Annotated in this window: 17 protein-coding genes and 2 tRNA genes; 10 read left to right on the top strand and 9 right to left on the bottom strand. The window is 78.5% G+C overall.

The genetic code is table 11. The features are described from left to right. Positions 1 to 128 precede the first annotated feature (128 nt). The 4 genes from WDV85_RS16125 to WDV85_RS16110 form a co-directional block, all read right to left on the bottom strand. Entirely contained in the window at positions 129 to 2,696 is a 2,568-nt protein-coding gene (locus WDV85_RS16125) for an ABC transporter permease (RefSeq protein ID WP_339571594.1), read from the bottom strand. Between the two features lie 3 nt (positions 2,697 to 2,699). Continuing rightward, a complete protein-coding gene (locus WDV85_RS16120; RefSeq protein WP_339571593.1) occupies positions 2,700 to 3,476 on the bottom strand; it encodes an ABC transporter ATP-binding protein in 777 nt (258 codons plus the stop codon). Positions 3,477 to 3,729: 253 nt separating this feature from the next. After that, positions 3,730 to 4,425, bottom strand: coding sequence for a response regulator (locus tag WDV85_RS16115; RefSeq protein ID WP_445263366.1), 696 nt, complete (start codon positions 4,423 to 4,425; stop codon positions 3,730 to 3,732). A gap of 65 nt (positions 4,426 to 4,490) precedes the next feature. Further along, on the bottom strand, positions 4,491 to 5,909 hold the full coding sequence (locus tag WDV85_RS16110) for a sensor histidine kinase (protein WP_339571591.1): 1,419 nt from the start codon (positions 5,907 to 5,909) through the stop codon (positions 4,491 to 4,493). Between the two features lie 223 nt (positions 5,910 to 6,132). On the opposite strand from WDV85_RS16110, the gene malQ reads away from it, so the two are divergent. Beyond that, the gene (malQ, locus tag WDV85_RS16105) at positions 6,133 to 8,307 is read left to right on the top strand and encodes a 4-alpha-glucanotransferase (RefSeq protein WP_339571590.1); all 2,175 of its coding nucleotides are present in this window, start codon (positions 6,133 to 6,135) and stop codon (positions 8,305 to 8,307) included. On the opposite strand, the gene WDV85_RS16100 is transcribed toward malQ, so the two are convergent. After that, the gene (locus WDV85_RS16100; RefSeq protein WP_339571589.1) at positions 8,285 to 9,028 is read right to left on the bottom strand and encodes a hypothetical protein; all 744 of its coding nucleotides are present in this window, start codon (positions 9,026 to 9,028) and stop codon (positions 8,285 to 8,287) included. The genes malQ and WDV85_RS16100 overlap by 23 nt on opposite strands. 190 nt (positions 9,029 to 9,218) lie before the next feature. On the opposite strand from WDV85_RS16100, the gene WDV85_RS16095 reads away from it, so the two are divergent. Beyond that, complete coding sequence (locus tag WDV85_RS16095; protein WP_339571588.1) at positions 9,219 to 9,704, top strand: GNAT family N-acetyltransferase; 486 nt, start codon at positions 9,219 to 9,221, stop codon at positions 9,702 to 9,704. Positions 9,705 to 9,848: 144 nt separating this feature from the next. On the opposite strand, the gene pepN is transcribed toward WDV85_RS16095, so the two are convergent. Continuing rightward, positions 9,849 to 12,404 (bottom strand): aminopeptidase N, encoded by a 2,556-nt coding sequence (gene pepN / locus WDV85_RS16090; protein WP_339571587.1) that lies wholly within the window; start codon positions 12,402 to 12,404, stop codon positions 9,849 to 9,851. 165 nt (positions 12,405 to 12,569) lie between these two features. Here pepN and WDV85_RS16085 point away from each other — a divergent pair, with 165 nt between their 5' ends. Both WDV85_RS16085 and WDV85_RS16080 read left to right on the top strand, forming a co-directional pair. Then, positions 12,570 to 13,196, top strand: a complete 627-nt coding sequence (locus WDV85_RS16085; RefSeq protein WP_339571586.1) for a mycothiol-dependent nitroreductase Rv2466c family protein — start codon at positions 12,570 to 12,572, stop codon at positions 13,194 to 13,196. A 197-nt stretch (positions 13,197 to 13,393) separates the two neighbouring features. After that, positions 13,394 to 16,939 (top strand): ABC transporter ATP-binding protein, encoded by a 3,546-nt coding sequence (locus WDV85_RS16080; protein ID WP_339571585.1) that lies wholly within the window; start codon positions 13,394 to 13,396, stop codon positions 16,937 to 16,939. Between the two features lie 23 nt (positions 16,940 to 16,962). Here the strand turns inward: WDV85_RS16080 and WDV85_RS16075 are convergent, their stop codons facing one another. Further along, entirely contained in the window at positions 16,963 to 17,706 is a 744-nt protein-coding gene (locus tag WDV85_RS16075; protein ID WP_339571584.1) for a DUF429 domain-containing protein, read from the bottom strand. Between the two features lie 104 nt (positions 17,707 to 17,810). Between WDV85_RS16075 and WDV85_RS16070 the strand changes: the two genes are divergently transcribed. The 4 genes from WDV85_RS16070 to WDV85_RS16055 all read left to right on the top strand — a co-directional run bounded on the left by WDV85_RS16070 (position 17,811) and on the right by WDV85_RS16055 (position 20,882). Then, the gene (locus tag WDV85_RS16070; protein ID WP_339571583.1) at positions 17,811 to 18,284 is read left to right on the top strand and encodes a ribose-5-phosphate isomerase; all 474 of its coding nucleotides are present in this window, start codon (positions 17,811 to 17,813) and stop codon (positions 18,282 to 18,284) included. A 1-nt stretch (position 18,285) separates the two neighbouring features. Next, a complete protein-coding gene (locus WDV85_RS16065; RefSeq protein ID WP_339571582.1) occupies positions 18,286 to 19,188 on the top strand; it encodes an Fpg/Nei family DNA glycosylase in 903 nt (300 codons plus the stop codon). A gap of 72 nt (positions 19,189 to 19,260) precedes the next feature. Further along, the gene (locus tag WDV85_RS16060) at positions 19,261 to 20,472 is read left to right on the top strand and encodes a PP2C family protein-serine/threonine phosphatase (protein ID WP_339571581.1); all 1,212 of its coding nucleotides are present in this window, start codon (positions 19,261 to 19,263) and stop codon (positions 20,470 to 20,472) included. Further along, on the top strand, positions 20,469 to 20,882 hold the full coding sequence (locus tag WDV85_RS16055; protein WP_339571580.1) for an SRPBCC family protein: 414 nt from the start codon (positions 20,469 to 20,471) through the stop codon (positions 20,880 to 20,882). The genes WDV85_RS16060 and WDV85_RS16055 overlap by 4 nt, the downstream gene beginning before the upstream one ends. A 32-nt stretch (positions 20,883 to 20,914) precedes the next feature. On the opposite strand, the gene WDV85_RS16050 is transcribed toward WDV85_RS16055, so the two are convergent. After that, positions 20,915 to 20,988 (bottom strand) — tRNA-Gly (locus WDV85_RS16050). Positions 20,989 to 21,021: 33 nt separating this feature from the next. After that, entirely contained in the window at positions 21,022 to 22,200 is a 1,179-nt protein-coding gene (locus WDV85_RS16045; RefSeq protein ID WP_339571579.1) for a benzoate/H(+) symporter BenE family transporter, read from the bottom strand. A 307-nt stretch (positions 22,201 to 22,507) separates the two neighbouring features. Between WDV85_RS16045 and WDV85_RS16040 the strand changes: the two genes are divergently transcribed. Continuing rightward, positions 22,508 to 22,581 (top strand) — tRNA-Pro (locus WDV85_RS16040). Positions 22,582 to 22,752: 171 nt separating this feature from the next. Next, positions 22,753 to 24,132, top strand: coding sequence for a trigger factor (gene tig / locus WDV85_RS16035; protein ID WP_339571578.1), 1,380 nt, complete (start codon positions 22,753 to 22,755; stop codon positions 24,130 to 24,132). The last annotated feature ends 167 nt before the right edge of the window (positions 24,133 to 24,299 follow it).

Here is a 24,299-nt window from a genome sequence, read left to right as displayed (position 1 = left end):
CCCCTCCCCCCCCCCCCCCGCCCCCTGTCCTCGGAGCCCCGCCCCCGGAGCTCCGACCCCGGAGCTCCGACCTCGGAGCTCCGACCTCGGAGCTCCGACCTCGGAGCGCCGCCCCGAGGGGCGCGGCCTCAGCCGGCCATGGCCGCCACGGGCGGCACGGCGGCGGCCCGTCGTGCCGGCAGCAGCGAGGCGACCATCCCGGCGAGCGTCGCCACGGCGACGACCGCGGCGACCTGCAGCCAGGGGACGTCGAGGACGACCGGCGCGGCGGAGGCGAAGACGGCTGACGTGCCGGCCAGGCCGAAGGCGACGCCCAGCCCGACGCCGAGCACGGAGGCGACCCCGGCGACGAGCCCGGCCTCCCACAGCAGGGTCCGGCGGACGTCGCGGGCCGGCTGCCCGAGCGCGCGCAGGAGGCCGAGCTCCTGGCGCCGCTCGACGACGGACAGCGCGAGCGTGTTGCCCACGCCGACGAGCGCGATGACGACGGCGACGCCGAGCAGCGCGGTCACGACGAGGAGCAGGACGTCGAGGACCTGGTCGAGGCCCTGCCGCACGAGCACGGCGCCGGCGACGTAGGAGTCCGGCGCGACGGACGACACCGTCGTGGTCAGGGCGTCGACCGTCTCGCCGGCGCCGCGGCCCTCGGGGTCCGCGACGGCGGCCCAGACCTCCGCCACGGGCGCCGCGGCGGCGAGGCGCTCCAGGTCGGCCTCCGCGACCACCGGGAGGTCGTTGCGGCCGCCGACGCGGACGACGAGGTCGGCCGTGCCCGTCGGGCCCGTGGCGGTGAGGACGTCGCCGTCCGCGAGGCCGTTGACCTCGGCGTAGCCGGGTCCCACGCGCACCTCGCCGGCCGCCGGGGCGCCGGCCGTCGACGAGCGCACCACGCCGTCGACGTCCGCGGGCAGGCCGAGCAGCGGCTGCTCCGTCACGTCGCCCAGGTCGACGAGCGCACCGCGCACCGCGGCCGCCCCGGTGACCCCGGGCGTCCCCGCCACCGCGGGCAGCAGGTCCTCCGGGAGGCCCGGCCCGTCAAAGTACCCCGCGTCGACCACCTGCACGTCGGCCGGGTACTGGGCCTCCAGCTCGGTCGTCGTCGTCGCCCGCACCGAGGCGGCGCCGACGACGAAGGTGCTCACGAGGGTGACGCCCACGAGCAGGGCCGTGGCGGTGGCCGCCGTGCGCCGCGGCACGCGCACGGAGTTGCGGGCGGCCAGCCGGCCGGGAACCCCGCCGACGCGGGCCAGGAGCCGCCCGACGAGGCCGACGGCGGCGGGCACCCCGCGCTGGCACAGGAGGACGACGCCGAGGAAGGTCGGGACGCCGGCCGCCAGGGCCAGCAGCAGCTCGCCCCGCAGCGACGTCCAGGTCAGCGCGACCGCCCCCGGGACGGCGAGGAGCAGGCCGGCGACGAGCCGCGCCACCCCGCCGCGCGAGCGCAGCGGCGCCACGTCCAGCGGGCGCAGGGCCGCGAGGGGGGCGACGCGCGTCGCGGCGCGCGCCGGGCTCGTCGCGGCGACGACGGTGACGAGAGTGCCGAGCACGAGCCCGACGACCACGGCCCACCACGGCACCGCCAGCCCCTGCAGGGGGATCGGCGCGTCGGTGCGGGCGACCACCGCCGAGCCGGCCGCCGTGATGGCGACGCCGAGCGCCGTCCCGAGCGCCGAGGCGGCGAGCCCCGTGGCCAGGGCCTCGAGGAGGACGCCCCGGCGCAGCTGGGCGCGCGAGGCGCCGACGCAGCGCAGGAGCGCCAGCTCGCGGGTCCGCTGGGCGAGGAGCACGGCGAAGGTGTTGGCGATGACGAGGCCCGCGACGAGGACGGAGACGACGGCGAAGGCCAGCAGCACCGAGACCAGCTGCAGGGCACCGCCGGTCGTGGCGGAGACGACCGCGTCGGTGGCGTCGTCCGCCGTCTGCGCGGCCACGGGGACCCCGAGGGCGTCGGTGGCCGCCGCCGCGACGGCGGTCGCCAGCGCCTGGGCGTCGGTGCCCGGCGCGGCCGCCACCCGCAGCTCCTCGGACGAGGTGGACGAGCCCCAGGCCGCCACCTGGTCGGCCGTCACGGCGAGCCGCGGGGTGACGGAGGCCGTGGGGTCGCCGCCGGTGTCGAGGACGCCGACGACCTCCAGCCGCTGCGGCGCCGGCGCGGCCGGCTCCTCGTCCTCGGCCGTCGCGCGGGGCGGCTCGGGCTGGACGGTGACGACGTCGCCGGGGGCGGCGCCCACCCGCTCGGTGACGGCGACCTCGCCGGGGCGCTCGGGGAGGCGGCCGGTGCCCACCTGCTGCCAGTGCAGGGGCGAGCCGACGGGCTGGACGGGGACGACCTGCGCGGTCGTGGCGGCGCCGTCCTCGCCCTCGGAGCCGCCGGTCGACACGGAGGCGTAGGTGGTGGTGTCGAGGGCCACGTCCGTGACGCCGTCGACGGCGCGGACGGCGTCCACGGCCCCCGCGAGGGAGGGCGGGACGGCGAAGGGGTCGTCGGCGTCCGCGGGCGGGAGCTCGGTCGGGGCCTCGACGACGGCCGCCGCGGGCAGGTAGGGCGCCGCGAGCGCGGCGCGGACCGTCGCGGCGGCGGTGGCGCCGCCCACGAGGGTCACGACGACGAAGGCGACCGCGATGACGACCGCGGTGGCGCTCGCGAGCAGGCGGCCCGCGTGGTGGCGGACCTGGGCGAGGGTGAGGTGCAGCACGGCTCAGCCCCCGAGCGCCGCGAGGGCGGACAGGACGGTCTCGGCGGTGGGGTCGTGCACCTCGCCCGCGAGGCGGCCGTCGGCGAGGAGCACGACGCGCTCGGCGTAGGACGCCGCGACGGGATCGTGGGTGACCATGACGACGGTCTGGCCCGTCTCGCGGACGGCGCTGCGGAGCAGCGAGAGCACCTCGGCGCCCGCGCGGGAGTCGAGGTTGCCGGTCGGCTCGTCGGCGAAGACGACGTCGGGGCGCGGCAGGAGGGCGCGGGCGACGGCGACGCGCTGCTGCTGCCCGCCGGACATCTCGGACGGCCGGTGGTGCAGGCGCTGCCCCAGCCCGAGGCGGCCGACCACCTCGTCGAACCAGGCCGGGTCCGGCTGCCTCCCGGCGAGGGCGAGGGGGAGCACGGCGTTCTCGTGCGCCGTCAGCACGGGCACGAGGTTGAAGGACTGGAAGACGAAGCCGATGCGGTCGCGCCGCAGGCGGGTCAGCTGCTTCTCCCTCAGGCCGGTGAACTCGGTCGAGCCCACCCACGCGCGGCCGCTCGTCGCCGTGTCGAGGCCGGCGAGGCAGTGCAGCAGCGTGGACTTGCCCGAGCCGGAGGGCCCCATGACGGCGGTGAAGGTGCCGCGGCCCACGCAGACGTCGACGGCGTCGAGCGCGGTGACGGCCGCGTCGCCGCGGCCGTGGACCTTGGTGAGCCCCTCGGCCCGCACGGCGGCGGTCGTGGCGTCGGGCCGAGAGCCCGCGGGGCGCGCGGCGGCGGTCGGTCCGGTCATCGGGGCGGACGGGGCGGGGTGCACGGGGCCTCCTGGCGGCGAGCGGGCGGCGGCCGGGAACGGCTGCCGCAGCGGACGTCCCGACGCTAGGGAGGCGGCCGTGCGCCCCGCGTCGGCCGCAGGTCTGCTCCTCGCGCGGCCGGGCGTCGGCCCCAGCGGGGACGTCCTCCGTCGGTGCGTCCCGTCCGGGGCGCCGCGGGTCAGACCCTGGTGGGACGCAGAGGTGCGCGGTGCGGCCGGACGGGGCGGGTCGTCAGCCCTCGGCGTCGCGCAGGAGGTCCTCGGGCCGCACGAGCCCGCAGCGGTAGGCCAGGACGACCGCCTGCACGCGGTCGCGCGAGCCCGTCTTGGCCAGCACGCGGCCGACGTGGGTCTTCACCGTGGCCTCGGAGACGAAGAGCCGTGCCATGAGGTCCGTGTTGCTGGCGCCGCGCGCCATGAGCTCGAGCACCTCGCGCTCGCGCGGCGTCAGCGCCTCGAGCGCGGCGGCGTCCGCGGCCCGGGCGGGGGCCGGTCCCCCCCCCGGGGCGGCGCCCGCTCCCCCCGGGGCGGCCGGCGCGGCGCCGTCGTGCTCGTCGGCGAGCAGCGGCCCCACGTGCTGCAGCAGGGCCCGGGTGGCGCGCGCGGCGATGACGGCGTCGCCGGCGTGCACCGTGCGGACGGCGGCCAGGAGCTCCTCCGGCTCGGCGTCCTTGAGGAGGAAGCCGCTCGCGCCGGCGCCGATGGCGCTGACGACGTACTCGTCGAGGTCGAAGGTCGTCAGGACGACGACCCGGGGGGCGCCGTCACCGGAGGTGAGCCGGCGCGTGGCCTCGATGCCGTCCATGCGGGGCATCCGGACGTCCATGAGGACGACGTCGGCCTCGACCTCCGCCAGCAGGGCGAGCGCGGCGGCGCCGTCGCCGGCCTGGCCGACGACCGCGAGGTCGGGCTGGCTGTCGATGACCATCGCGAAGCCCGTGCGCACGAGCGGCTGGTCGTCGACGAGGACGACGCGGACGGCGTCGGCCGCGCTCACCGACGGGCCCCCGCGCGGGCGGTCGCCGCGGCACCGGCCCGGTCGGCCGCCGGCGGCTCGTCCGGCACGAGCGCGCGCACGCGCCAGCCGCCGCCCGGGGCCGGGCCCGCCTCCACCGACCCGCCGGTGAGCGCGGCCCTCTCGCGCATGCCGACGAGGCCCTGCCCGCCGGGCGGGGCGGGCGCGGCGCCCGCCCCGCGCCCGTCGTCGAGGACCTCCAGCGCCACGGCGCCCTCGAGCCAGCGCACGCGCACGACGGCGCTCGCCCGCGGGCCGGCGTGCTTGAGGACGTTGGTCAGCGACTCCTGCGCGATGCGGTGGACGGCGAGCCCCGGGCTCGGCGGCAGGGGGCGTCGCTCGCCGTGCTCCTCCAGGCGGACGTCGAGGCCGCCCGCGCGCAGGTCCTCCACGAGGTCCGCGAGGTCGCCCGCCCCCGGCTGCGGCGTCCGGCGGGCGGCCCCGTCCTCGCGCAGGACGCCGAGGAGCCCGCGCATGTCCGCCAGCGCCTGCCGCCCCGTGCCCGCGATGGTCTCGAGCGCCCGGACCGCGGCGGCCGGGTCGGCGCGCGCGGCGTACCGCCCGCCGTCGGCCTGGGCCACCACGACGGCGAGGGAGTGGGCGACGACGTCGTGCATCTCGCGGGCGATGCGCGCCCGCTCGGCGGCCGCCGCGATGACGGCCTGCTGGTCGCGCTCCGCCTCGAGCAGGCGCGCGCGCTCGGTGAGGGCCGCCTCGTGCGAGACGCGCACCCGCGAGAGCTGGCCGATGGACCACGCGGCGACGACGAGGAGGCAGAGGGCGCCGGTGATGGCGACCGCGGCGACGGGGTCGTTGCTCAGGACGAGCGCCCCGTCCGGGAGGAGGGCGAAGCGGGCCCCGGCGGCGCCGGAGGCGAGCAGGCCGGTCACGAGGACCAGCCGTCCGTCGCGCCGGGTGCCGTAGGCGGTCACGGCGTGGACGGTGATGAGGACGGCGACGAGGCCCGGCACGCGGGAGTCACCGACGAGGAGCACGAGGAGCCCGGCCAGGACGACGAGGGCGAAGGTGACGCGCGGCGCCGTCCGGCGCCAGGCGAGCGGCGCGACGAGCAGCAGGGACAGGAGCCAGGGCGCCGATCCGCTGGCGCCGGTGGACGCGCCGGCGGGGACGACGAGGAAGAGCGCGAGCAGGGCGGTCGTGCCGACGTCCACGGCGCGCCGGTGCCGGCGAGACCAGGCGGCCGCCCGCTCGATCGCGGAGGGCGGCTCGACGGTCCGCGGGCCGATCCGGGGGCCTCGGTCGACGTCTGGGGCGACGTCACGGTCGAAGTCCCGCTCCGAGGGGCGGCGAGCGCCGGGACCGGCCTCCGGACCGGCCCCCCGCCGGCCTCCGGCCTCGGCGCCCGCGTACCGCTCGGGGGCGTCCTGGGGGCTCACCCGGCGACCGTAGCCGCGGGCGGTGGACGGGGTCGTCAGCCTCTGGTCGGAGGTCGCGCGCCCTCCGCGGCGGTCCGCGGGGCCGCCGGGCGCCGTCGCGCAGGCCGTCGCCACCGGGCCGACCCGGGGCCGCTCTGGCAGGATCCGAGCCGCCCTCGCGCCCCCGCGGCGACCACTCCGCGGCCGGTCCGACCCGCCCCCCGCGCACCCCGGACGGAGCACCATGCCCGACGCCACCGCCACCGCCGACGGGGCGCTGCCCTCGCCGGCCCTCAAGGAGCTCGCCGGCCGCTACGGCGTCGCCGTCGAGTACGACGACTGGCAGGGGAACCACCTCGACGTGCCCGCGAGCACGGTCGTCGCCGTCCTCGCGGCCCTCGACGTCGACGCGGACGGCGAGGACGCCGTGGAGGCCGCCCTCGCCGAGGTCGACCTCGCCCCCTGGCGCGCCGTGCTGCCGCCCGTCGTCGTGCTTCGCGACGGGCGCGTCGGCGAGGTGGCCGTCCACGTGCCCCACGGGCAGCCGGTCGCCTGCGAGGCGGTGCTGGAGGACGGCCGCGCCGTCCCGCTGGCCCAGCTGGACCGCTGGACCGACCCGCGCGAGGTCGACGGCGCCCTCGTCGGCCGCGCGACCTTCGCCGTCCCCGCCGACACCCCGCTCGGCTGGCACGAGCTGCGGGTGCGGGTCGGCGACCTGCCCGGTGACGCCGAGCCCACCGCGACGGCGCCGCTCGTCGTCACGCCGTCGGTGCTCGAGCTGCCCGCGGGGGTGCGCGACGGGCAGCACTGGGGCCTCATGGTGCAGCTGTACTCGGTGCGCTCCCGGCTCTCCTGGGGGCTGGGGGACGCCGCCGACCTCGCGGAGCTGGCGAGCTGGAGCGGCGGCGAGCACGGGGCGGACTTCGTGCTCGTCAACCCGCTGCACTCGGCGGAGCCCGTGGCGCCCATGGAGCCGTCGCCGTACCTGCCGACGACGCGCCGCTTCGTCAACCCCGTGTACATCCGCGTCGAGGACGTCCGCGAGACGGCGTACCTGCCCTCCGCCGACCGCGCGCTGCTGGAGTGGGCCGCCGAGGAGCAGCGGGCCGCCTCGGCCGCCGGCGCGCTCGTGGACCGGGACGCCGTCTGGGCCGCCAAGCGCCCGGCGCTGCGCACCGTCTTCGACGCCGGCCGCACCGCGGCCCGCGAGGCCGACTTCGCCGCCTTCCGCGAGCGGGAGGGGAAGGGGCTCACCGACTTCGCGACGTGGTGCGCCCTGGCCGACCGCCACGGACTGCCGTCCTCCCAGTGGCCGGAGGGGGCGCACGACCACGGCAGCCGCGAGCAGGAGCGGCTCGTCACGGAGGTCGCTGACGACGTCCGCTTCCACGAGTGGCTGCAGTGGGTCGTCGACTCCCAGCTCGAGGCCGCGCAGCGCACCGCCACGCGCGCCGGCATGGCGCTCGGCGTCGTCCACGACCTGGCCGTCGGCGTGCACCCGACGGGGGCCGACACGTGGACCCTCGGGCCGGCGCTCGCCCGCGGCATCACCGTCGGCGCCCCGCCGGACGCCTTCAACCAGCAGGGGCAGGACTGGAGCCAGCCGCCGTGGCGGCCCGACGGCCTGGCCCGGCTCGGCTACGCGCCCTACCGGGACATGATCCGGACCGTGCTGCGCCACGCGGGCGGCGTCCGCGTCGACCACGTCATGGGCCTCTTCCGGCTGTGGTGGGTGCCCGCGGGCCTCGGCCCGGAGGCCGGCACCTACGTGCGCTACGACCACGAGGCGATGGTCGGCATCCTCGCGCTGGAGGCCCAGCGCGCCGGTGCCGTCGTCGTCGGGGAGGACCTCGGCGTCGTCGAGCCGTGGGTGCGCGACCACCTGCGCGAGCGCGGGGTGCTGGGCACGTCCGTGCTGTGGTTCGAGCGGGACGGCGAGGGCGCCCCGCTGCCGCCCGAGCGGTGGCGCGAGCTGTGCATGGCCACCGTGACGACGCACGACCTCCCGCCCACGGCGGGCTACCTGGCGGGCGAGCACATCGACCTGCGCGACCGCCTGGGGCTGCTCACCCGCGACGTCGAGGAGGAGCGCCGCGTCGACGAGCGCGACCGCGCGTCGGTGCTGGCGCAGCTGTCCGAGCGCGGGCTCGTGCCGGAGGACCCGACGGAGCGCCAGCTCGTCGACGGCCTCCACCGGCTGCTGCGGGCGGCGCCCAGCCGGCTGCTCGGCGTCTCGCTGCCGGACGCGGTGGGCGAGAGGCGCACCCAGAACCAGCCGGGGACCTACGACCAGTACCCCAACTGGCGGGTGCCGCTGGGCGACTCCTCCGGCGACCCGGTGCTGCTGGAGGACCTGCCGGGCCTGCCGCGCGTGCGCTCGCTCCTGCGGGCCCTGCTCAGCGACGACCCGCCGCGCTGAGGCGGCAGGCCTCCGCCCAGCGGTCCGGGGCGGGGGCCGCCGCGGGGGCCCGGTCGCCGCGCACGAGCGCGACGGCGTCCACGAGCAGGTCGTGCAGGAGCGCGTCGGCGTCCACGCCGCAGGCCCCGGCGACGCCGGCGACCGACAGGCTGACGGCGGACGGCGCCCCGTGGCGCAGGTACCCGCGCACCCACCGGTCCGCCGCCCCGCGGCCCCGGAGACCGGCCCGCGCCCGCGGCCCGGTGGTCTCGGTGAAGCGCCGGGCCCACGCCGCGGCGCCCGGCACCCGCGCCAGCGCCGCGCGCGCGGCCTCCGAGGACTCTCCGTCCGGCCGGCCCTCGAGGTGGGCGAGGACCTCCTGGCCGGCGAGCAGCGCCACCGCCAGGGCGTGCTGGCGCTCCATCGCGGACACGGGCAGCGCCGCCGCGGTGCACAGCAGGGCCAGGCGCACGTCCGTGGCCGGGTCGTCGTCGTGCAGGCCCACGACCGACGGCACGAGGCGGCCGAGCCGGGCGCGTCCGCTGTCGCTCGTGCGGTCGTTGACGTCGCGGGCCAGCCGGGCGAGGAGGGGGTGGGTGCAGGCGGGGTGGTCGCTCCAGCGCTCGCCGGCGAGGTAGGAGGCCATCTCCATGAAGCAGGCGCCCGTGCGGGGCGTCCGGTGCCGCCCGCGCGCGAGGACGGGCATCGAGGTCGGGGCGGCGGTGCGGGCGTCGTCGAGCACGGTGGCCTCCGGGGGCTGCGCGGCGTCCGGCCCGGGCTGGGCCGGCGACGGGCGTCCCACCAGTGTGCGCAGCCGCCCGTGACGGCGACAAGGGGCGCACGGCCGGGCGGCCGACGCGGGAGGGGTGACGGGTCGGCGCGGCGAGGGCCGCCGCGCGCGTCCGGCGCTCCGGCTCCGCCACACTCGCGCCATGGTCCAGCTGCGTCCCCAGCGCCCCGACGACCTGCCGCTGCTCCTGGGCGCCGACCGCCCCTTCGACGTCGGTCCCTCCGCGCCCCGCACCGCGCCCGGCCCGTGCGACCTCGAGGCCGCGGGCGTCCTCACCGTCCTCGACGACGCCGGCGCCGTGGCGGGCGAGGTCTCCTGGCGCTGGCACGAGCACCGCTGGGGCGCCACCGGCGGCTCGGGGTGCCCCGTGGTCGCCGTGTGGCTCCGCCCGGACGCCCGGGGGCGCGGCACGGGCGGGGCCGCCGTGGAGTCGCTCGTCGAGCTGCTGCTCCTGCACACGACGGCGCACCGCGTCGAGGGCCACGCCGACGCCGACGACGTCGCCGGGCAGCGCGCGCTCGAGGCCGCGGGCCTCGTCCGCGAGGGCGTCGCCCGCGGCGCCCGCTGGCGGCGCGGGGCGCACCGCGACGTCGTGCTGCACGCCCTCGTGCGGACCGACCGGACCTGACGGCGCCGTCGACGGCGTCGCCGAGGTGGAGGCTGTGGTCACCCGTCGGCCCGGCCGGTGACCACAGCCTCCCTCTCGCCGTCGTGGCGAGCGGTCGAGGAGGACGTCGGACGCGCGACCGCCGCCGCGCGCCCGACCCGACGGTCAGGCGCGCGAGCGGCGGTCCAGCTCCTGCGCGCGCCGGGCGCGCTCGACGCCGTCGCGGTTCTCGAGCGTCAGCCGGCGCAGGCCCGAGGGCGCGTGGGGGTGCGCCTCGAGCCACGCGCTCGTGCGGGCGGCCACGTCCGCGCCGTCCGCCTCGTCCGGGAAGAGGCCGAGGACGACCTGCTGGGCGGTCTCGTTCGTGCGCTCGGCCCACACCCGGGCGATGGCGTCGAAGTAGCGGCCGACGAAGGGCGCGAGGAGCGCCGGGTCCTGCGCCCGGGTGAAGCCGGCGATGGCCGCGGCCTGCAGCGCGACGGGCGTGTCACCCCGGTCGACGACGGACGCCCACACCTCCTCCTTCACGGCGGGGTCGGGGCGCGCCGCTCGGGCGGTGACGGCGAGGCGCTGGCCGCGGGCGGTGGCGTCGCGCTCGGCCATGGCGTCCACCTCCGCGACGTCGGCGTCCCCGGCGGCGACGAGGTCGGTGAGCAGGTCCCACGCCAGGTCGACGTCCACCTCGAGGCCGGGCAGGGGCGCCCGGCCGTCGAGGACCCCGCGCACGGCCGACAGCTGGTCGGGCGTGCTGGCGTGCGCGGCACCGGCCTTCAGCAGCTGGAGCTGGTGGTCGCTGCCCGGCTCGGCGCGACGGGCCAGCTCGAGCAGGCGGCCGGCGACGTCGGCGCGCACGGCGGCGCGGTGCTCGGGCGCCGTGTGGAGGCGCACCGCCGTGGCGAGCTGGCGCAGGAGCACGAGGACCACCGAGGAGTCGGTCTCGGCGGCGATCCCGCCGAGGACCAGCTCGACGAAGTCGCCGACCGGGAGCTCGGCGTCGCGGGCCATGTCCCAGGCCGCGCCCCACACGAGGGTGCGGGGGAGGGCTTCGGCGAAGGCGGTGAGGTGCGCGGTGGCCGCGGCCAGCGACGCGTCGTCGAGGCGCACCTTCGCGTACGCGAGGTCGTCGTCGTTGAGGAGGAGCAGCGCCGGGCGGGGGCGGCCGACGAGGTCGGGCACCTCGGTCCGGGCGCCGTCGACGTCGAGCTCCACCCGGTGCGTGCGGCGCAGCCGGCCGTCGACGAGGTCGTAGCAGCCGATCGCCAGGCGGTGCGGCCGCAGTACCGGGTGATCGGCGGGGGCCTCCTGCAGGACCGCGACCGACGTCATGGTGCCGTCGGCGCCGACCTCGAGCTCCGGGCGCAGCGTCGTGACGCCCGCCTGCTCCAGCCAGAGGGCGGACCACTCGCGCAGGTCGCGGCCCGAGGTGGCCTCGAGCTCGACGAGCAGGTCGGAGAGCTCGGTGCTGCCGTGGGCGTGGGCCCGGAAGTACCGGCGGACGCCCTCGTCGAAGTGGTCGCGGCCCACCCAGGCCACCAGCTGCTTGAGCACGCTGGCGCCCTTGGCGTAGGTGATGCCGTCGAAGTTGACCTCGACGTCCTCGAGGTCGCGGATGTCGGCGACGACGGGGTGCGTGGAGGGCAGCTGGTCCTGCCGGTAGGCCCACGACTTCTCCATGCTCGAGAAGGTCGTCCAGGCGGAGGTGAAGCGGGTGGCCTCGGCGGTCGCGAGGGTCGAGGCGTACTCGGCGAAGGACTCGTTGAGCCAGAGGTCGTCCCACCAGCGCATCGTCACGAGGTCGCCGAACCACATGTGCGCCAGCTCGTGGAGGATCGTCACGGCGCGCCGCTCGACCATGGCCTCCGGCACGCGGCTGCGGAAGACGTAGTCCTCGAGGAAGGTGACGGCGCCCGCGTTCTCCATGGCGCCGGCGTTGAACTCCGGGACGAAGAGCTGGTCGTACTTCGCGAAGGGGTAGGCGAGGTCGAAGAGCTCCTCGTAGTGCGCGAAGCCGCGGCGGGTGAGGTCCATGACCTCCTCGGCGTCGAGGTGCTCGGCCAGCGAGGCGCGGCACAGGACGCCGAGGGGCACGGTGCGCCCGTCCCGGCTCGTGAGCTCGCCCTCCACCCGGTGGTACGGGCCGGCGATGACGGCCGTCACGTAGGAGGCCAGGCGCGGCGTCGGCTCGAAGGACCAGGTGGCGCGGCCCGGGCCGGCCGTGGAGGGCTCGGGGGTGGGGGAGACCGAGACGACCGTCCAGTGGTCGGGCGCCGTCACGGTGAAGCGGAAGGTCGCCTTGAGGTCGGGCTGCTCGAAGACGGCGAGGACGCGCCGCGAGTCGGCCACCTCGAACTGGCTGTAGAGGTAGGTCTCGCCGTCGACCGGGTCGACGAAGCGGTGCAGGCCCTCGCCCGTCGTCATGTAGGCGGCGTCGGCGACGACGCGGACGACGTTGTGCTCCGCCAGCCCGTCCAGGCGCACGCGCTCGCCGTCGAAGGCCTCGGCGGGGTCGCGGCGCTCGCCGTTCACCTCGAGCTCGGTGACCGCGGGCGCCAGGAGGTCGAGCCAGGTCGAGGCGCCCTCGCGCGCCGAGAAGCGCACGGTCGTCGTCGACGTGAACACCTCCTCGCCGCGCGTCAGGTCGAGCGCGACGTCGTAGGAGTCGACGGTGACGAGCGCTGCGCGCTCGCGGGCCTCGTCGCGGGTCAGGTTGCTGCCGGGCACTGCGGGTTCTCCCTCGGGCGTCGGTCGGCCGGTCCGCCGGGGCCTCGCCCCGGCCGTGCGGTGCTCTCGTCCCCCGGCGGCGGCGACCTCGCCACCGCCCCTGCCCCTGCGGCCCGGGGGACGACCGCGCGGAATGCTGCCACGCCGTCGCGCGCTGCACGCCCCATGAGCGAGCAGACCCCCGCGACCGAGCGCCAGCGCGTCGAGTTCTGGTTCGACCCTGCGTGCCCCTGGGCCTGGATGACCTCCCGCTGGATGGGCGAGGTCGAGCAGGTGCGGCCCGTCGACGTCGAGTGGAAGGTCATGAGCCTGGCCGTCCTCAACGAGGGCCGCGACCTGCCCGAGGAGTACCGCGCAGCGATGGACCGGGCCTGGGCGGCCGTCCGCGTCGTCACGGCCGCGAAGGAGGAGCACGGCGCGGAGCACGTCAAGCCCCTCTACGACGCCATCGGCACCCGCGTGCACCCGGGCGGGCGCACGGACCTGGACGCCGTCCTCGCCGAGTCGCTCGCCGAGGTGGGGCTGCCGGCCGAGCTGCTGGCGGCCAAGGACTCCGACGCCCACGACGCCGCGCTGCGCGCGAGCCACGCCGAGGGCATCGACCGCGTGGGCCAGGACGTGGGCACGCCCGTCATCGCCGTCGCCGGCACCGCCTTCTTCGGGCCCGTCGTCACCCCCGCCCCCAAGGGCGAGGACGCCGCGCGGCTCTGGGACGGCGTCGTCGCGGTCGCCTCGACGCCGGGCTTCTACGAGCTCAAGCGCACGCGCGACCAGGGGCCCGTCTTCGACTGACGCCCCGCCCTCGCCCGACCGGGGGCCCCGGACCGCCGGTCCGGGGCTCCTGTCGCGCCCGGACCCCCGCGGCGCCCCGGGAAAAGCCGTCGGCCGCCGTCGGGGGGCGGGTCTAGCGTGGCGGTCGCCGGCCAGGACGGGCGCCCGCCGGGGGCGCCGCCGCCGGCTCCACCAGACCGAGGGGGCGACGAGCCGTCGTGCGCAGCGCCAGTGCGGAGGACGTCGTGACCACGGGGGGCGCCGGCTCGGCCCCGCCCGGCGCGGCGCCGCTCGACGGCTCCACGTCCGGCGGGCTCTCCGGCGCACGACCGGCGGAGCCCGCGCCCCTCGACGGCCGCCGGCTCGCCGCCCGCGGCTCCTGGGTCGCCCTGGCCGCCGCGGTGGTGGCGGCCGTCGCCGAGACGGTCGGGGCCGTCCTCGCCGGTCGGGCGGCCACGGGGCCGACCACCGCTCTCGTCGTCGCGCTCGGCGCCGTCCTGCTCGGGGCCGGCCTGCTCGACACGCTCGGCCGCACCCTCTTCTCCGGCGTCGTCGGCCGCGCGGAAGGCCGCCTGCGGGGCGACCTCGTCGACCGCGTGCTCGGCCAGCCCGTCACCGCGCTGGAGGAGCAGGGCGTCGGCGAACTGTTCGACCGCGTCGACGACGACGCCTGGCAGCTCTCCTCCCTCCTGCGCACGGTCGGCTGGGGCACGGGGCGCGCGGCCCTGCGCAGCGTCGCCTCCTGGGTGGTCGCCGGGCTCACCTGGTGGCCGGCCTTCCTGGCCTTCCCGGTGGTCGCCGGGCTCGCCTGGCTCGCCGTGCGCCGCCGGGCGCCGGAGGTGGCGCGGCTCAAGGTCCTCGAGGAGGTCGCCTGGTCCGAGCACTCCTCCCACCTCGAGGAGTCGGTCGCGGGCCGCGACGACGTCCGCACCTCGCTCGGCCAGCCGCACGTCCTCCGCCAGTACGCGGTCCGCGCCCGCGCGCTGCTCGAGCGCGTGCGCGCCACCAGCCGCACGGCCGCGGGGCTCGCCGCCCGCGCGGGGCTGGTGCTGCACGCCATGCTCGCCGCGCTGCTCGTCGCCGGGGTCGCCCTCGTGGGCGGGGGCGACCTCGGCGTCGGGGAGCTCGTCACCCTCTGGCTGCTCGTCTCCTCCTTCGTCGGCCAGCTGGCCCAGGTCAGCAACAACCTGCCCGACATCCAGGAGGGCCTCGGGGCGCTGAGCCGGATCCGGCAGCTGCTGTCCGCGCCGCAGGAGCCGGAGGGCGGGGCGCACCTGCCCCCGGGCCCGGCGCGCGTGGAGCTGCGCGGGCTGTCCGTGGGGTACGAGGGCGGCTTCGCCCTCGACGCGGTCAGCCTCGTCGTCGAGGCCGGCACCACGTGCGCGCTCGTGGGCCGCAGCGGGTCCGGCAAGTCGACGCTCGCGAAGGCGCTCTCGCGCGCCGTCGACCCCGCGCCCGGCACCGTGCTGGTGGGCGGCGTCGACGTCGTCCGCGCCGACGTCGACGACCTGCGCCGCGCCGTCGGGGTCGTCACCCAGCGCACCGAGCTCCTCTCGGCGTCCCTCGCCGACAACATCACCCTCTTCGCGGACGTGCCGGAGGGCGCGGTCGAGAGCGCGGTGCGGGCGCTCGGCCTCGAGGACTGGGTCGACGCCCTCCCCGAGGGGCTCGCGACGCGTCTCGGGACCGGCGGCACCACCCTGTCGGCCGGCGAGGAGCAGCTCGTCGCCTTCGCCCGCCTGCTCGTCCGCGACGTCTCGCTCGTCGTCCTCGACGAGGCCACCGCCCGCATGGACCCGCAGACCGAGGCACGCGTCACGCGGGCCTCCGAGCGGCTGCTCGCCGGGCGCACCGGCGTCGTCATCGCCCACCGCCTGTCCACCACGCGCCGCTGCGACGCCGTCGCCGTCCTGGAGGCGGGGCGCCTCGTCCAGCACGGCCCCCGCGAGGAGCTGGCTCGCGCCGAGGGCCCCTTCCGGGAGCTGCTGCGGGCGGGCGGGGACGTGCCGCCCGGACCGGCGGTCGGCGCGCCCGCCCACCGCGCCCCGCGCCGCGCGCCCAGGCCCGCGGCCCCGGAGCCGCGCACCTCGCTCCCCCGCACCGTGCTGCGGGTGCTCACCACCCACAAGCGGTGGGGCCTCACGGGCAGCCTCGGCTTCCTGGGCCTCTCCCTGCTCGGGGCCTCGGGCGCCCTCACGGGGTGGCTGTGGGGTCTGGTCGTCGCCGTCCTCGACGACGGGCGCGAGCCGTGGCCCCTCGTCGTGCCCCTCGTCGCGGCGGTGATGCTCTCGCCCGTCGCGCTGCTCCTCGCCTTCCGCGTCTACCCGCTGTGGTGGGTCGGGGTGGCCCTGCGGCTGCGCCTCGCGGTGCTGCGCGGGCAGACCGAGCAGCGCCGGCTCGCCCGGACGACGCCGGGCGAGGTCACGGCCCGGGCCCTCGACAGCGACCGCCTGATGATCTACGCCGACCGCTGGGTCGACGTGACCATCGGCGTCGTCGTCGTCGCCGTGACGGCGCTGGCCGCCGAGCAGAGCCTGCTGGCGGGCGCCGTCGTCGCCGGGGTGCTCGTGGGCTCGGCCCTCGTGTCGGCGCTCGGCGCCCCGGCCATGGGGCGGGCGGCGCGCGTGGCGGGCGACCAGCGCGCCGTCTTCGGCAGCTCGCTGGTCTCGGCCCTCGACGCCGTCCGGACCGTCAAGCTCGCGGCCGCCGTCGGCCCGGTGCGCCGCCACCTCGCGGCGGTCGACGACGTCCGGGTGAGCGCCTCGGTGCGCGAGATGCGGACCAAGGCCCTGCTCGAGGGCGTGCCCGTGGTCCTCGTGCAGGCCGGTGTGGCGGCCGGGTGGGCGCTGTACCTCCTCGGCGCCTTCGACCTGCGCACCGCGGTGCTCGTGACGACCGCGGTCACCGGCTCCGCCTGGTTCGGCACGGTGGCGGGGGCCGCCATCACGGAGATCCCCGTGGCGCGGCGGTGGCTGCGGGCGGCGTCGGCCCTCGCCGGCACCGGCGACCTCGTCGCCCTCCCGGCGGGCGTCGACCTCGTCGCGGGCACCGCGCCGTCCCCGGCCGCGGCCCCGCGGACGCCGCTGCGCCGCCTGGCGCTCGAGGGCTTCACCGCCGTCCACGACGACGGCACCGTCGGCGTGGAGGGCGTCGACCTCGAGGTGGTCGCGGGCGAGCTCGTCCTCCTCGTCGGTCGCGTGGGGTCCGGCAAGTCGAGCCTCCTCGGCGCGCTGGCGGGCCTCGTCGACCACGAGGGCCGGCTCGTGTGGAACGACCGGGAGGTCGACGACCCCCAGCTCTTCCTGCGCCCGGGGCAGGTGGCGTGGGTCGGCCAGGTGCCGCGCGTCCTGTCGGGCACCTTCGCCGACAACGTCGTGCTCGACCACGCCCGGGCCGCCGACGGCGCGCTCGCGGACGCGCGCATGGGTCCCGACGTCGAGCGCGCCGGCGGGCACGGGGCGCTCGTGGGCCACCGCGGCGTGCGGCTGTCGGGCGGGCAGGTGCAGCGCCTCGCCCTCGCCCGAGCGCTCGCCACGGAGGCCGAGCTCCTCGTGGCGGACGACGTCAGCTCGGCCCTCGACGCGCGCACGGAGGTCGAGCTGTGGGAGTCGCTGCGGCGCCGGGGCACGACCGTCGTCGGGTCGACGTCGAAGCGCTCGGCCCTCGCGCGCGCCGACCGGGTCGTCGTGCTCGAGGAGGGCCGCCTCGCGGCCAGCGGGCCGTGGGCGGAGCTCGAGGGCCGGTGGGGCCACCTCGCGGGCTGACCGGCCCCGACGGCCCCGACGGCTCAGACCCAGATCGCGACGAGGCGGTCGCCGTCGCGCTGCTCGCCCACGGCGAGCGGCTCGGCGCGGCCCTCGGCCGCGCGGCGGGCCGACCAGGCGGCGGCGGCCGCGTCCAGGGCGTCGTCGAGGGCCACGCCCACCGGGGCGGCGGCCAGCGCGCCGTCCAGCGCGGCGCGCCCGCAGCCGAGGCCCCGGTCGCCGGCGAGGAGCTCGAGGCGCTGGGCCGCGCCGCGGGCGCTGCGCTTGGGGGCGAGCACCCGGCCGGCCATCCGGGCGAGCGAGACCTCGGGGTGCACCTCCAGCAGGGGAGGTGCGCCGAGCTCCGGCCAGCGTCGGGCCTCCGCGTCCCAGGCCCGCACGTGGGCCAGCAGGGCGAAGGCCTGCGCGCTGGGGCTCGGGGCGCCGAGGGACCGGGCCAGGGCGCGCGCCTCGGCGTAGCTGCCGCCGTGGTCCACGACGGGGCGGGCGGGGGTGAGGAAGACGCGGGAGCCCGCCGATCGGGCGTCCGGGCCGTCGGCCAGCGCGAGCAGCGCCCGCCGGGCGGCCAGGTCGGCCCCGCGGGCGCCCTCGTCGACGAGCCCGAGCGGGAGGTCGAGCCCCACCGCGGCGACGCCGTGCTCGAGCGCCCGTCGGCGCACGTCGGCCGGGTGCTCCGCCAGCAGGAGCACGGGCGCCGCCCCGGGGCCGGCCCACAGCGCGCAGGCCCAGCGGCCCGCGGCGCCGTCCACGCCCATCGCCCCGGCCACGGGCGCAGCCTCGCACCGCGCACGTCGGCCGGCGCTCCCGGTCGGCGCGACCGAGGACCGACGGGGCCGGGCCGGGCGGCGGCGCGTGTGCTGTGATCTGCCGCATGCGCGTCCACGTCGCCACCGACCACGCCGGCTTCGAGTTCGTCCAGGGCCTCGTGGCGCACCTGCGCGACGCCGGGCACGACGTCGTCGACCACGGCCCCGAGCGGTTCGAGCCGCTCGACGACTACCCGGCCTTCTGCATCGCCGCGGGGGAGGCGGTCGTCGCCGACCCGGGCAGCCTCGGCGTCGTCGTCGGCGGGTCGGGCAACGGCGAGCAGATCGCCGCCAACAAGGTCGTCGGCGTCCGCGCCGCCCTGGCCTGGAACCTCGAGACGGCGCGCCTGGCCCGCCAGCACAACGACGCGAACGTCGTCGCGGTCGGGGCCCGCCAGCACTCGGTCGAGGAGGCCACGGCCCTCGTCGACGCCTTCCTCGCCGAGCCCTTCTCCGGCGACGGGCGGCACGCGCGGCGCATCGAGCAGGTCGGCGCGTACGAGCGCGGCGACCGCCCCGTGCCGCCCGCCGGCGCCTGAGGTGCCCGAGGGCCACAGCGTCCGCCGCCTGGCCGACGTCTTCCGCCGCGACTTCCGCGGGCAGGTGCTCGCGGTCTCGAGCCCGCAGGGCCGGTTCGCGGACGGCGCCGCCCTGCTCGACGGCACGGCGCTGCTGCGCACCGAGGCCCACGGCAAGCAGATGTTCCTCGGCTTCGAGGGCGGCCGCTGGATGCGCGTCCACCTCGGCCTCTACGGCAAGTGGGCCTTCGGCACGGGGGAGCCGCCCGAGCCCCGCGGCGCCCTGCGCGTGCGCCTGCGCGGGGCCGGGGCCGACGGCGAGGGCGTGTGGGCCGACCTGCGCGGCCCGACGGCGTGCGAGGTCCTCACCACGGCCGAGAAGGAGGAGGCCCGCTCACGCCTCGGGCCGGACCCGCTGCGGCGCGACGGCGACCCCGAGGTCTTCGCCGCGCGGCTGGCGCGCAGCCGCACCTCGGTGGCGGCGCTGCTCATGGACCAGGCGGTGGTGGCGGGCGTCGGCAACGTCTACCGCGCCGAGGCGCTCTTCCGCGCCCGCACCGACCCCTTCGCCCCCGGCGTCGAGGTCGGGCGCGAGCGCGCCCTGGCCCTGTGGGAGGACCTCGTCCTCCTGCTGCGCGACGGCGTCCGGCGCGGGTCCATCGTCACCACCCTCCCCGCCGACCGGCCGGAGGGCCGCCGCCGCGGCCGCGTCCGCCGCGAGGACGCCCACTACGTCTACCGGCGCGCCGGCCTGCCCTGCCGCGTGTGCGGGACGACCGTCCTCACCCGCGAGCTCGTCGGCCGCAACCTCTACTGGTGCCCGGTGTGCCAGGCGGGCCTGCCGGACCTCTCGCCCGTCCTGGCCGAGGCCGGCCACGTCGCCGAGGCCCGGGAGACCGCTGCTCGGTCCGCCGCCGCGGGCTGAGCGCGCCCGCGAGCGGCGGCGGGCCGCCGGGAGCGGGCCTCGCCGCCCCCGACCGCTCGGTACCGTGGGCGCGTGCCGACCGAGAGCCGCACCGCCCCCGGACGGCGCGCCGCCGCGCCCACCTGGGTGCCGTCCGCGGCCGGGGAGTGGCTCGGCGAGCGGCGACGCCGCCTCGTGTGGCTGCTCCAGCTGAGGCTCCTGCCGTCGCAGACCTTCCGCCTGTGGGTCGGCACCGGCCTCGTCGTGTGCTGGGTGGTCGTGGCGCTCGCCGCCCCGCGGTGGGCGCCCGCGTCCGCGCTGTCGGTCGTCATCGTCCTCGGCGGGTACTTCCTGCGCCTGCGGCAGCTGGCGATGCTGCTGTTCCTCGTCACGACGGCGCTCGTCTACGTCGTCCCGCGGCGCAACGGCCTGGTGCCGCGCGGCGTCCGGGCCGACGTCGTCGACGCGGTCCAGACGTCCATCAACCCCACGGTGCTCGGGGTGCTCGCCGCGGTGGCGGGCGTCGTCGTCCTCATCGCCCGCAGCCGCGAGCGGCTCGGCGTCCACGGCGCGCAGGGCGAGTCGATGCTCGTCGAGCTGCGCGACCGGCTGCGCGCCCAGAGCCGGGTGAGCGGGCTGCCGGCGCCGTGGCGGCTCGAGCACGCCGTCCGGTCGGCCTACGGGGACGGCTTCGCGGGCGACTTCGTCCTCGCCCACCACCGCGGGCGGCGCCTCGACGTCCTGCTCGTCGACGTCTCCGGCAAGGGCACGGCCGCGGGGACCCGCGCCCTCCTGCTGTCGGGCGCCTACGGCGGGCTCGTCGGCGCGCTGCCCACCGAGCGCCTGCTCCCGTCGGCCAACGACTACCTCCTCGGCCAGCGCTGGCCCGAGGGCTTCGCCACAGCCGTGCACGTGAGCCTCGACCTCGCCACGGGCGAGTACGCCGCGGCGAGCGCGGGCCACCCGCCGCTGCTGCGGCACCGGGCCGGCGCGCCCGACCGCTGGGTGCCCGTCGAGGTGGAGGGCGGCCCCGCGCTCGGCCTGCTGCCGGACGTCGACTTCCCCTCCGTCCGCGGGGTCCTCGAGCCCGGAGACGCCCTCATCCTCTACACCGACGGGGTCGTCGAGGCGCCGGGACGCGACCTCGCCGCGGGCATCGACCTGCTGGCCCGGGCGGCCGGCGACCTCACCTCCGGTCCCGGGCTCGGGGGCAGCGCGCGCCGGCTCGTCGACGCCGTCGCCGCCGAGGACGACGACCGCTCCGTCGTCGTCCTGTGGCGCGACCCGGAGCCGGACCCGTCGTGAGGCGCGGGGCCGACCTGCGCCTCCGCCTGCAGGCGTCGGGCGACGCCCCTCCGGAGGAGGTCTGGGACCGCTACGCCCGGACGGCGCGCTGGAGCGGCTGGTCGCCGCAGGTGCGGGCCGTCGACCTCCCGCCGCGCATCGCGGCGGGCGCCCGCGGGGCGGTGCACGGCCCGGCCGGGCTGCGCGCCGACGTCGTCGTCGACGCCGTGGACGAGGCCGCCCGCACGTGGTCGTGGTCGGTCGCGCTCGGGCGCCCACGGCTGCCGGGGGTGCGCCTGCGGCTCGAGCACGGCGTCGTCGCCGCGGCCGGGGGGAGCCGGACCTGGCTGGTGCTGCACGGGCCCGCGCCCGTGGTGCTGGGCTACCTCGCCCCGGCGCGGCTGGCCCTGGCGCGCCTCGTGCGGCCCTGACGCGCGCCGCCGGCCACGACGCGCGCGGGCGGTGGAGCGGGTGACGGGAATCGAACCCGCGTAGCCAGTTTGGAAGACTGGGGCTCTACCATTGAGCTACACCCGCAGCGACCGGCGACGACGCCGGTGCGGCCCCACCCTAGCGACCGTCCGGCTCCTCGCCGACGCCCTCCGGCGCGCCGCTGCGGCGGCGCAGCAGCAGGTGGAGGCCCAGCCCGACGAGCAGGCCCCAGAAGGCCGAGCCCACGCCCGCGACCGTGACCCCCGAGGCGCTCACCGCGAGGACGACGAGCGGGGCCAGCAGGGCCTGGCCGTCCCCCTCCCGCCCCGCCACCGCCGTGCGCAGCGCGCCGCCGAGGCTGCTGAGGAGCGCGAGGCCGGCGACGGCCTCGACGAGCAGGCCGGGGGAGGCGGTGACGACGGCGGTGACGGCGGGCGCGGACAGGCCGAGGAGGACGAGGGCGGCGCCGTTGGCCACCGACGCGCGCCAGCGGCGCGCCGGGTCCGGCCCCGCGTCCGGACCCGCCGTGAGGGCGGCCGTCACGGCGCCGAGGTTGACGGCGTGCGCGCCGAGCGGCGCCGCCGCCGCGGAGGCGAGCCCGGTGCTGACCAGGGCCGCGCGGGCCGGCGGCGCGTACCCGTGGTGGCGCAGGATCGCCAGCCCGGGGATGTCCTGCCCCGCCATCGTGACGACGAAGAGCGGCAGCCCGATGCCCAGGAGGGCCCCGACGTCGAGCCGTGGCGCCACCACCTCCACCGCGGGGGCCAGCGGCGCCTCGCCCAGGGCGCCGAGGCCGCCCGTGGCCAGCACGACGGCCACGGCGGCGAGCAGGGCCGCGGGGACGGCCCAGCGGGGGGCCAGCACGACGAGCGCCAGCCAGACGGCGAGCACGGGCAGCGCGAGCAGCGGGGTCTGCGCCGCGGCCCGCGCGGGGGCGAGGCACAGCGGCAGGAGGATCCCGGCGAGCATGGCCGCCGCCAGCGGGGCGGGGATCGACGTCAGCGCGCGCCCGAGCGGCCGCACGAGGCCGCACAGGACGACGAGGAGGCCGGCGAGGCAGAAGGCCCCGACGGCCGCCGGGAAGTCGTCGCGCCCCGACGTCGCCAGCAGGGCGGCCCCGGGCGTCGACCAGGCCACCGACAGCGGCATGCGCGTGCGCGCGCTGAGGGCCGCGCCCACGAGGCCGGAGACCACCGCGACGGCCAGCAGCCCGGACGCGGCCTGCGCGGGCGTCGCCCCCGCCCCGGCGAGGCCGGCGAGGACGACGGCCGAGGTGCTGGCGAAGCCCGTGACGGCCGCGACGACACCGGCGCCCACCGCCTGGGCGAGGTCCCCACGGGGCCGCTCGCCGCGGCTGCGGTCCGACGGGCGAGGTGGTGTCACGGCGGCGGCTCCGTCGTCTCTCGGGGCGCTGGGCGCTGGGCGCTGGGCGCTGGGCACTGGGTACTGGGGGAGGGGGGCATGGGAGGCGGGTGCGGTCCGGTCGCCGCGGTGTCCCGCGCGCCGGGCGGGGATCCTGGCAGCCCCCGGGTGCGAGCCGCGGGCGCGTCCACGGCCGCCGTCTAGGCTGCTCGCGGCGGTCGACGTCGCCGGGCGCCTGCGCGGGCCCGGGCGCCGACGGCCGCGGGGTGTGGCGCAGCTTGGTAGCGCGTCCGCTTTGGGAGCGGAAGGCCCCCGGTTCGAATCCGGGTACCCCGACGCCCGGCGCGCGCACCGGCGTGCGCGCCGGTGCGCCCGCCGCGGGTTCGTCGCGGGCCCGGCGCCGCGGCTAGGGTGGGCTGCTGGTCCGCGCCCGTCCCGCCGTCCGAGGTGAGGAGCCCCGCCGAGGGGTCAGGGGCGCACGTCGAATCCGCAACGGGAGCCCGCGCAGTGAAGAGCGCCGTCGAGACCCTCACGCCGACCCGGGTCAAGCTGACCGTCGAGGTCCCCCTGGCCGAGCTGAAGCCGAGCCTCGACAAGGCCTACAAGGAGATCGGCCAGCAGGTCACGGTCCCCGGCTTCCGCCGCGGCAAGGTGCCGCCGCGCATCATCGACCAGCGCGTCGGTCGTGCCGCCGTCCTGCAGGAGGCCGTCAACGACGCCCTGCCGGAGTTCTACAGCCGCGCCGCGCAGGAGCAGGAGCTCCGCGTGCTCGGCCAGCCGTCGGTCGAGGTGACCGAGGTCCCCGTCGACGAGGGCAGCCAGCTCGCCTTCACGGCCGAGGTGGACGTCCGCCCGACCATCGACCTGCCCGACTACGCCTCCATCGAGGTCTCCGTCGACGACGTCGAGGTGTCCGAGGAGGACGTGACCACGCGCCTCGACGCGCTGCGCGCGCGCTTCGGCACGCTCACCGGTGTCGACCGCCCCGTCCAGGACGGCGACTTCCTCTCCATCGACATCCGCGCCGAGATCGACGGCGAGGAGATCGACACCGCCGAGGGCATCTCCTACCAGGTGGGCGCGGGCACGATGCTCGACGGCACCGACGAGGCCGTCACCGGCCTGTCCGCGGGCGAGCAGGCCACCTTCACGGCGCCCCTCGCGGGCGGCGACCGCGCCGGCCAGGAGGCCCAGGTCACCGTCACCGTGCAGTCGGTGAAGGAGCGCCAGCTCCCCGAGGCCGACGACGACTTCGCGCAGATGGCGTCGGAGTTCGACACCGCCGAGGAGCTGATCGCCGACCTGCGCGAGCAGGCTCGCAAGGCCGCCGTCCTCGAGCAGGGCGTCCAGGCGCGCGACAAGGTCCTCGAGGTCCTGCGCGAGACCGTCGAGGTGCCCGTCCCCGAGGCCCTCGTCGAGGCCGAGGTCCAGCGCCACCTCGAGAGCGAGGGCCGGCTCGAGGACGACGAGCACCGCGCCGAGGTCACCGAGCAGACGCAGCAGGCCCTGCGCACCCAGCTGCTCCTCGACGCCGTCGTGGAGGCCGAGGCGGTGCAGGTCTCGCAGGAGGAGCTCGTCGAGTACCTCGTGCAGACGGCCCCGCAGATGGGCATGGAGCCCAGCGCCTTCGCCCAGGCCGTCCAGGAGGCCGGCCAGGTCCAGGCGATGGTCTCCGAGGTCGCCCGCCGCAAGGGCCTCGCCGTCGTCCTCGAGGGCGCGACCATCACCGACGCCTCCGGCAACCGCGTCGACCTCTCCGAGGACGAGGACGGCCCCGAGGCCGCCGACCTCGACGAGGCGACCGACGCGGCCGGTGACCTGCCCGCCGAGGAGGCCCCGGCCGAGGCCACCGAGGCGTCCGACGCCGACGGCACCACGCGCGACTGACGCACCTCCGACGACGCCCCGGCCGCCCCGCGGACCGGGGCGTCGTCGTCCCCGGGCCGGCCGGACGGACGGTCGTCCCCATGTCGGACGAGCCGTGCGGCGACGCTCGAGGTGAGTGGATGGCGCGGGGGCGGGGTGCGACGCCCGAGGTGACGTGAGCGGCGGGG

It is taken from the genome of Pseudokineococcus sp. 5B2Z-1 (assembly GCF_037482305.1).
Taxonomy (GTDB): domain Bacteria; phylum Actinomycetota; class Actinomycetes; order Actinomycetales; family Quadrisphaeraceae; genus Pseudokineococcus.
Note: the sequence above shows the minus strand (reverse complement) of the source record. Positions and strands in the feature narration are given on the sequence as shown.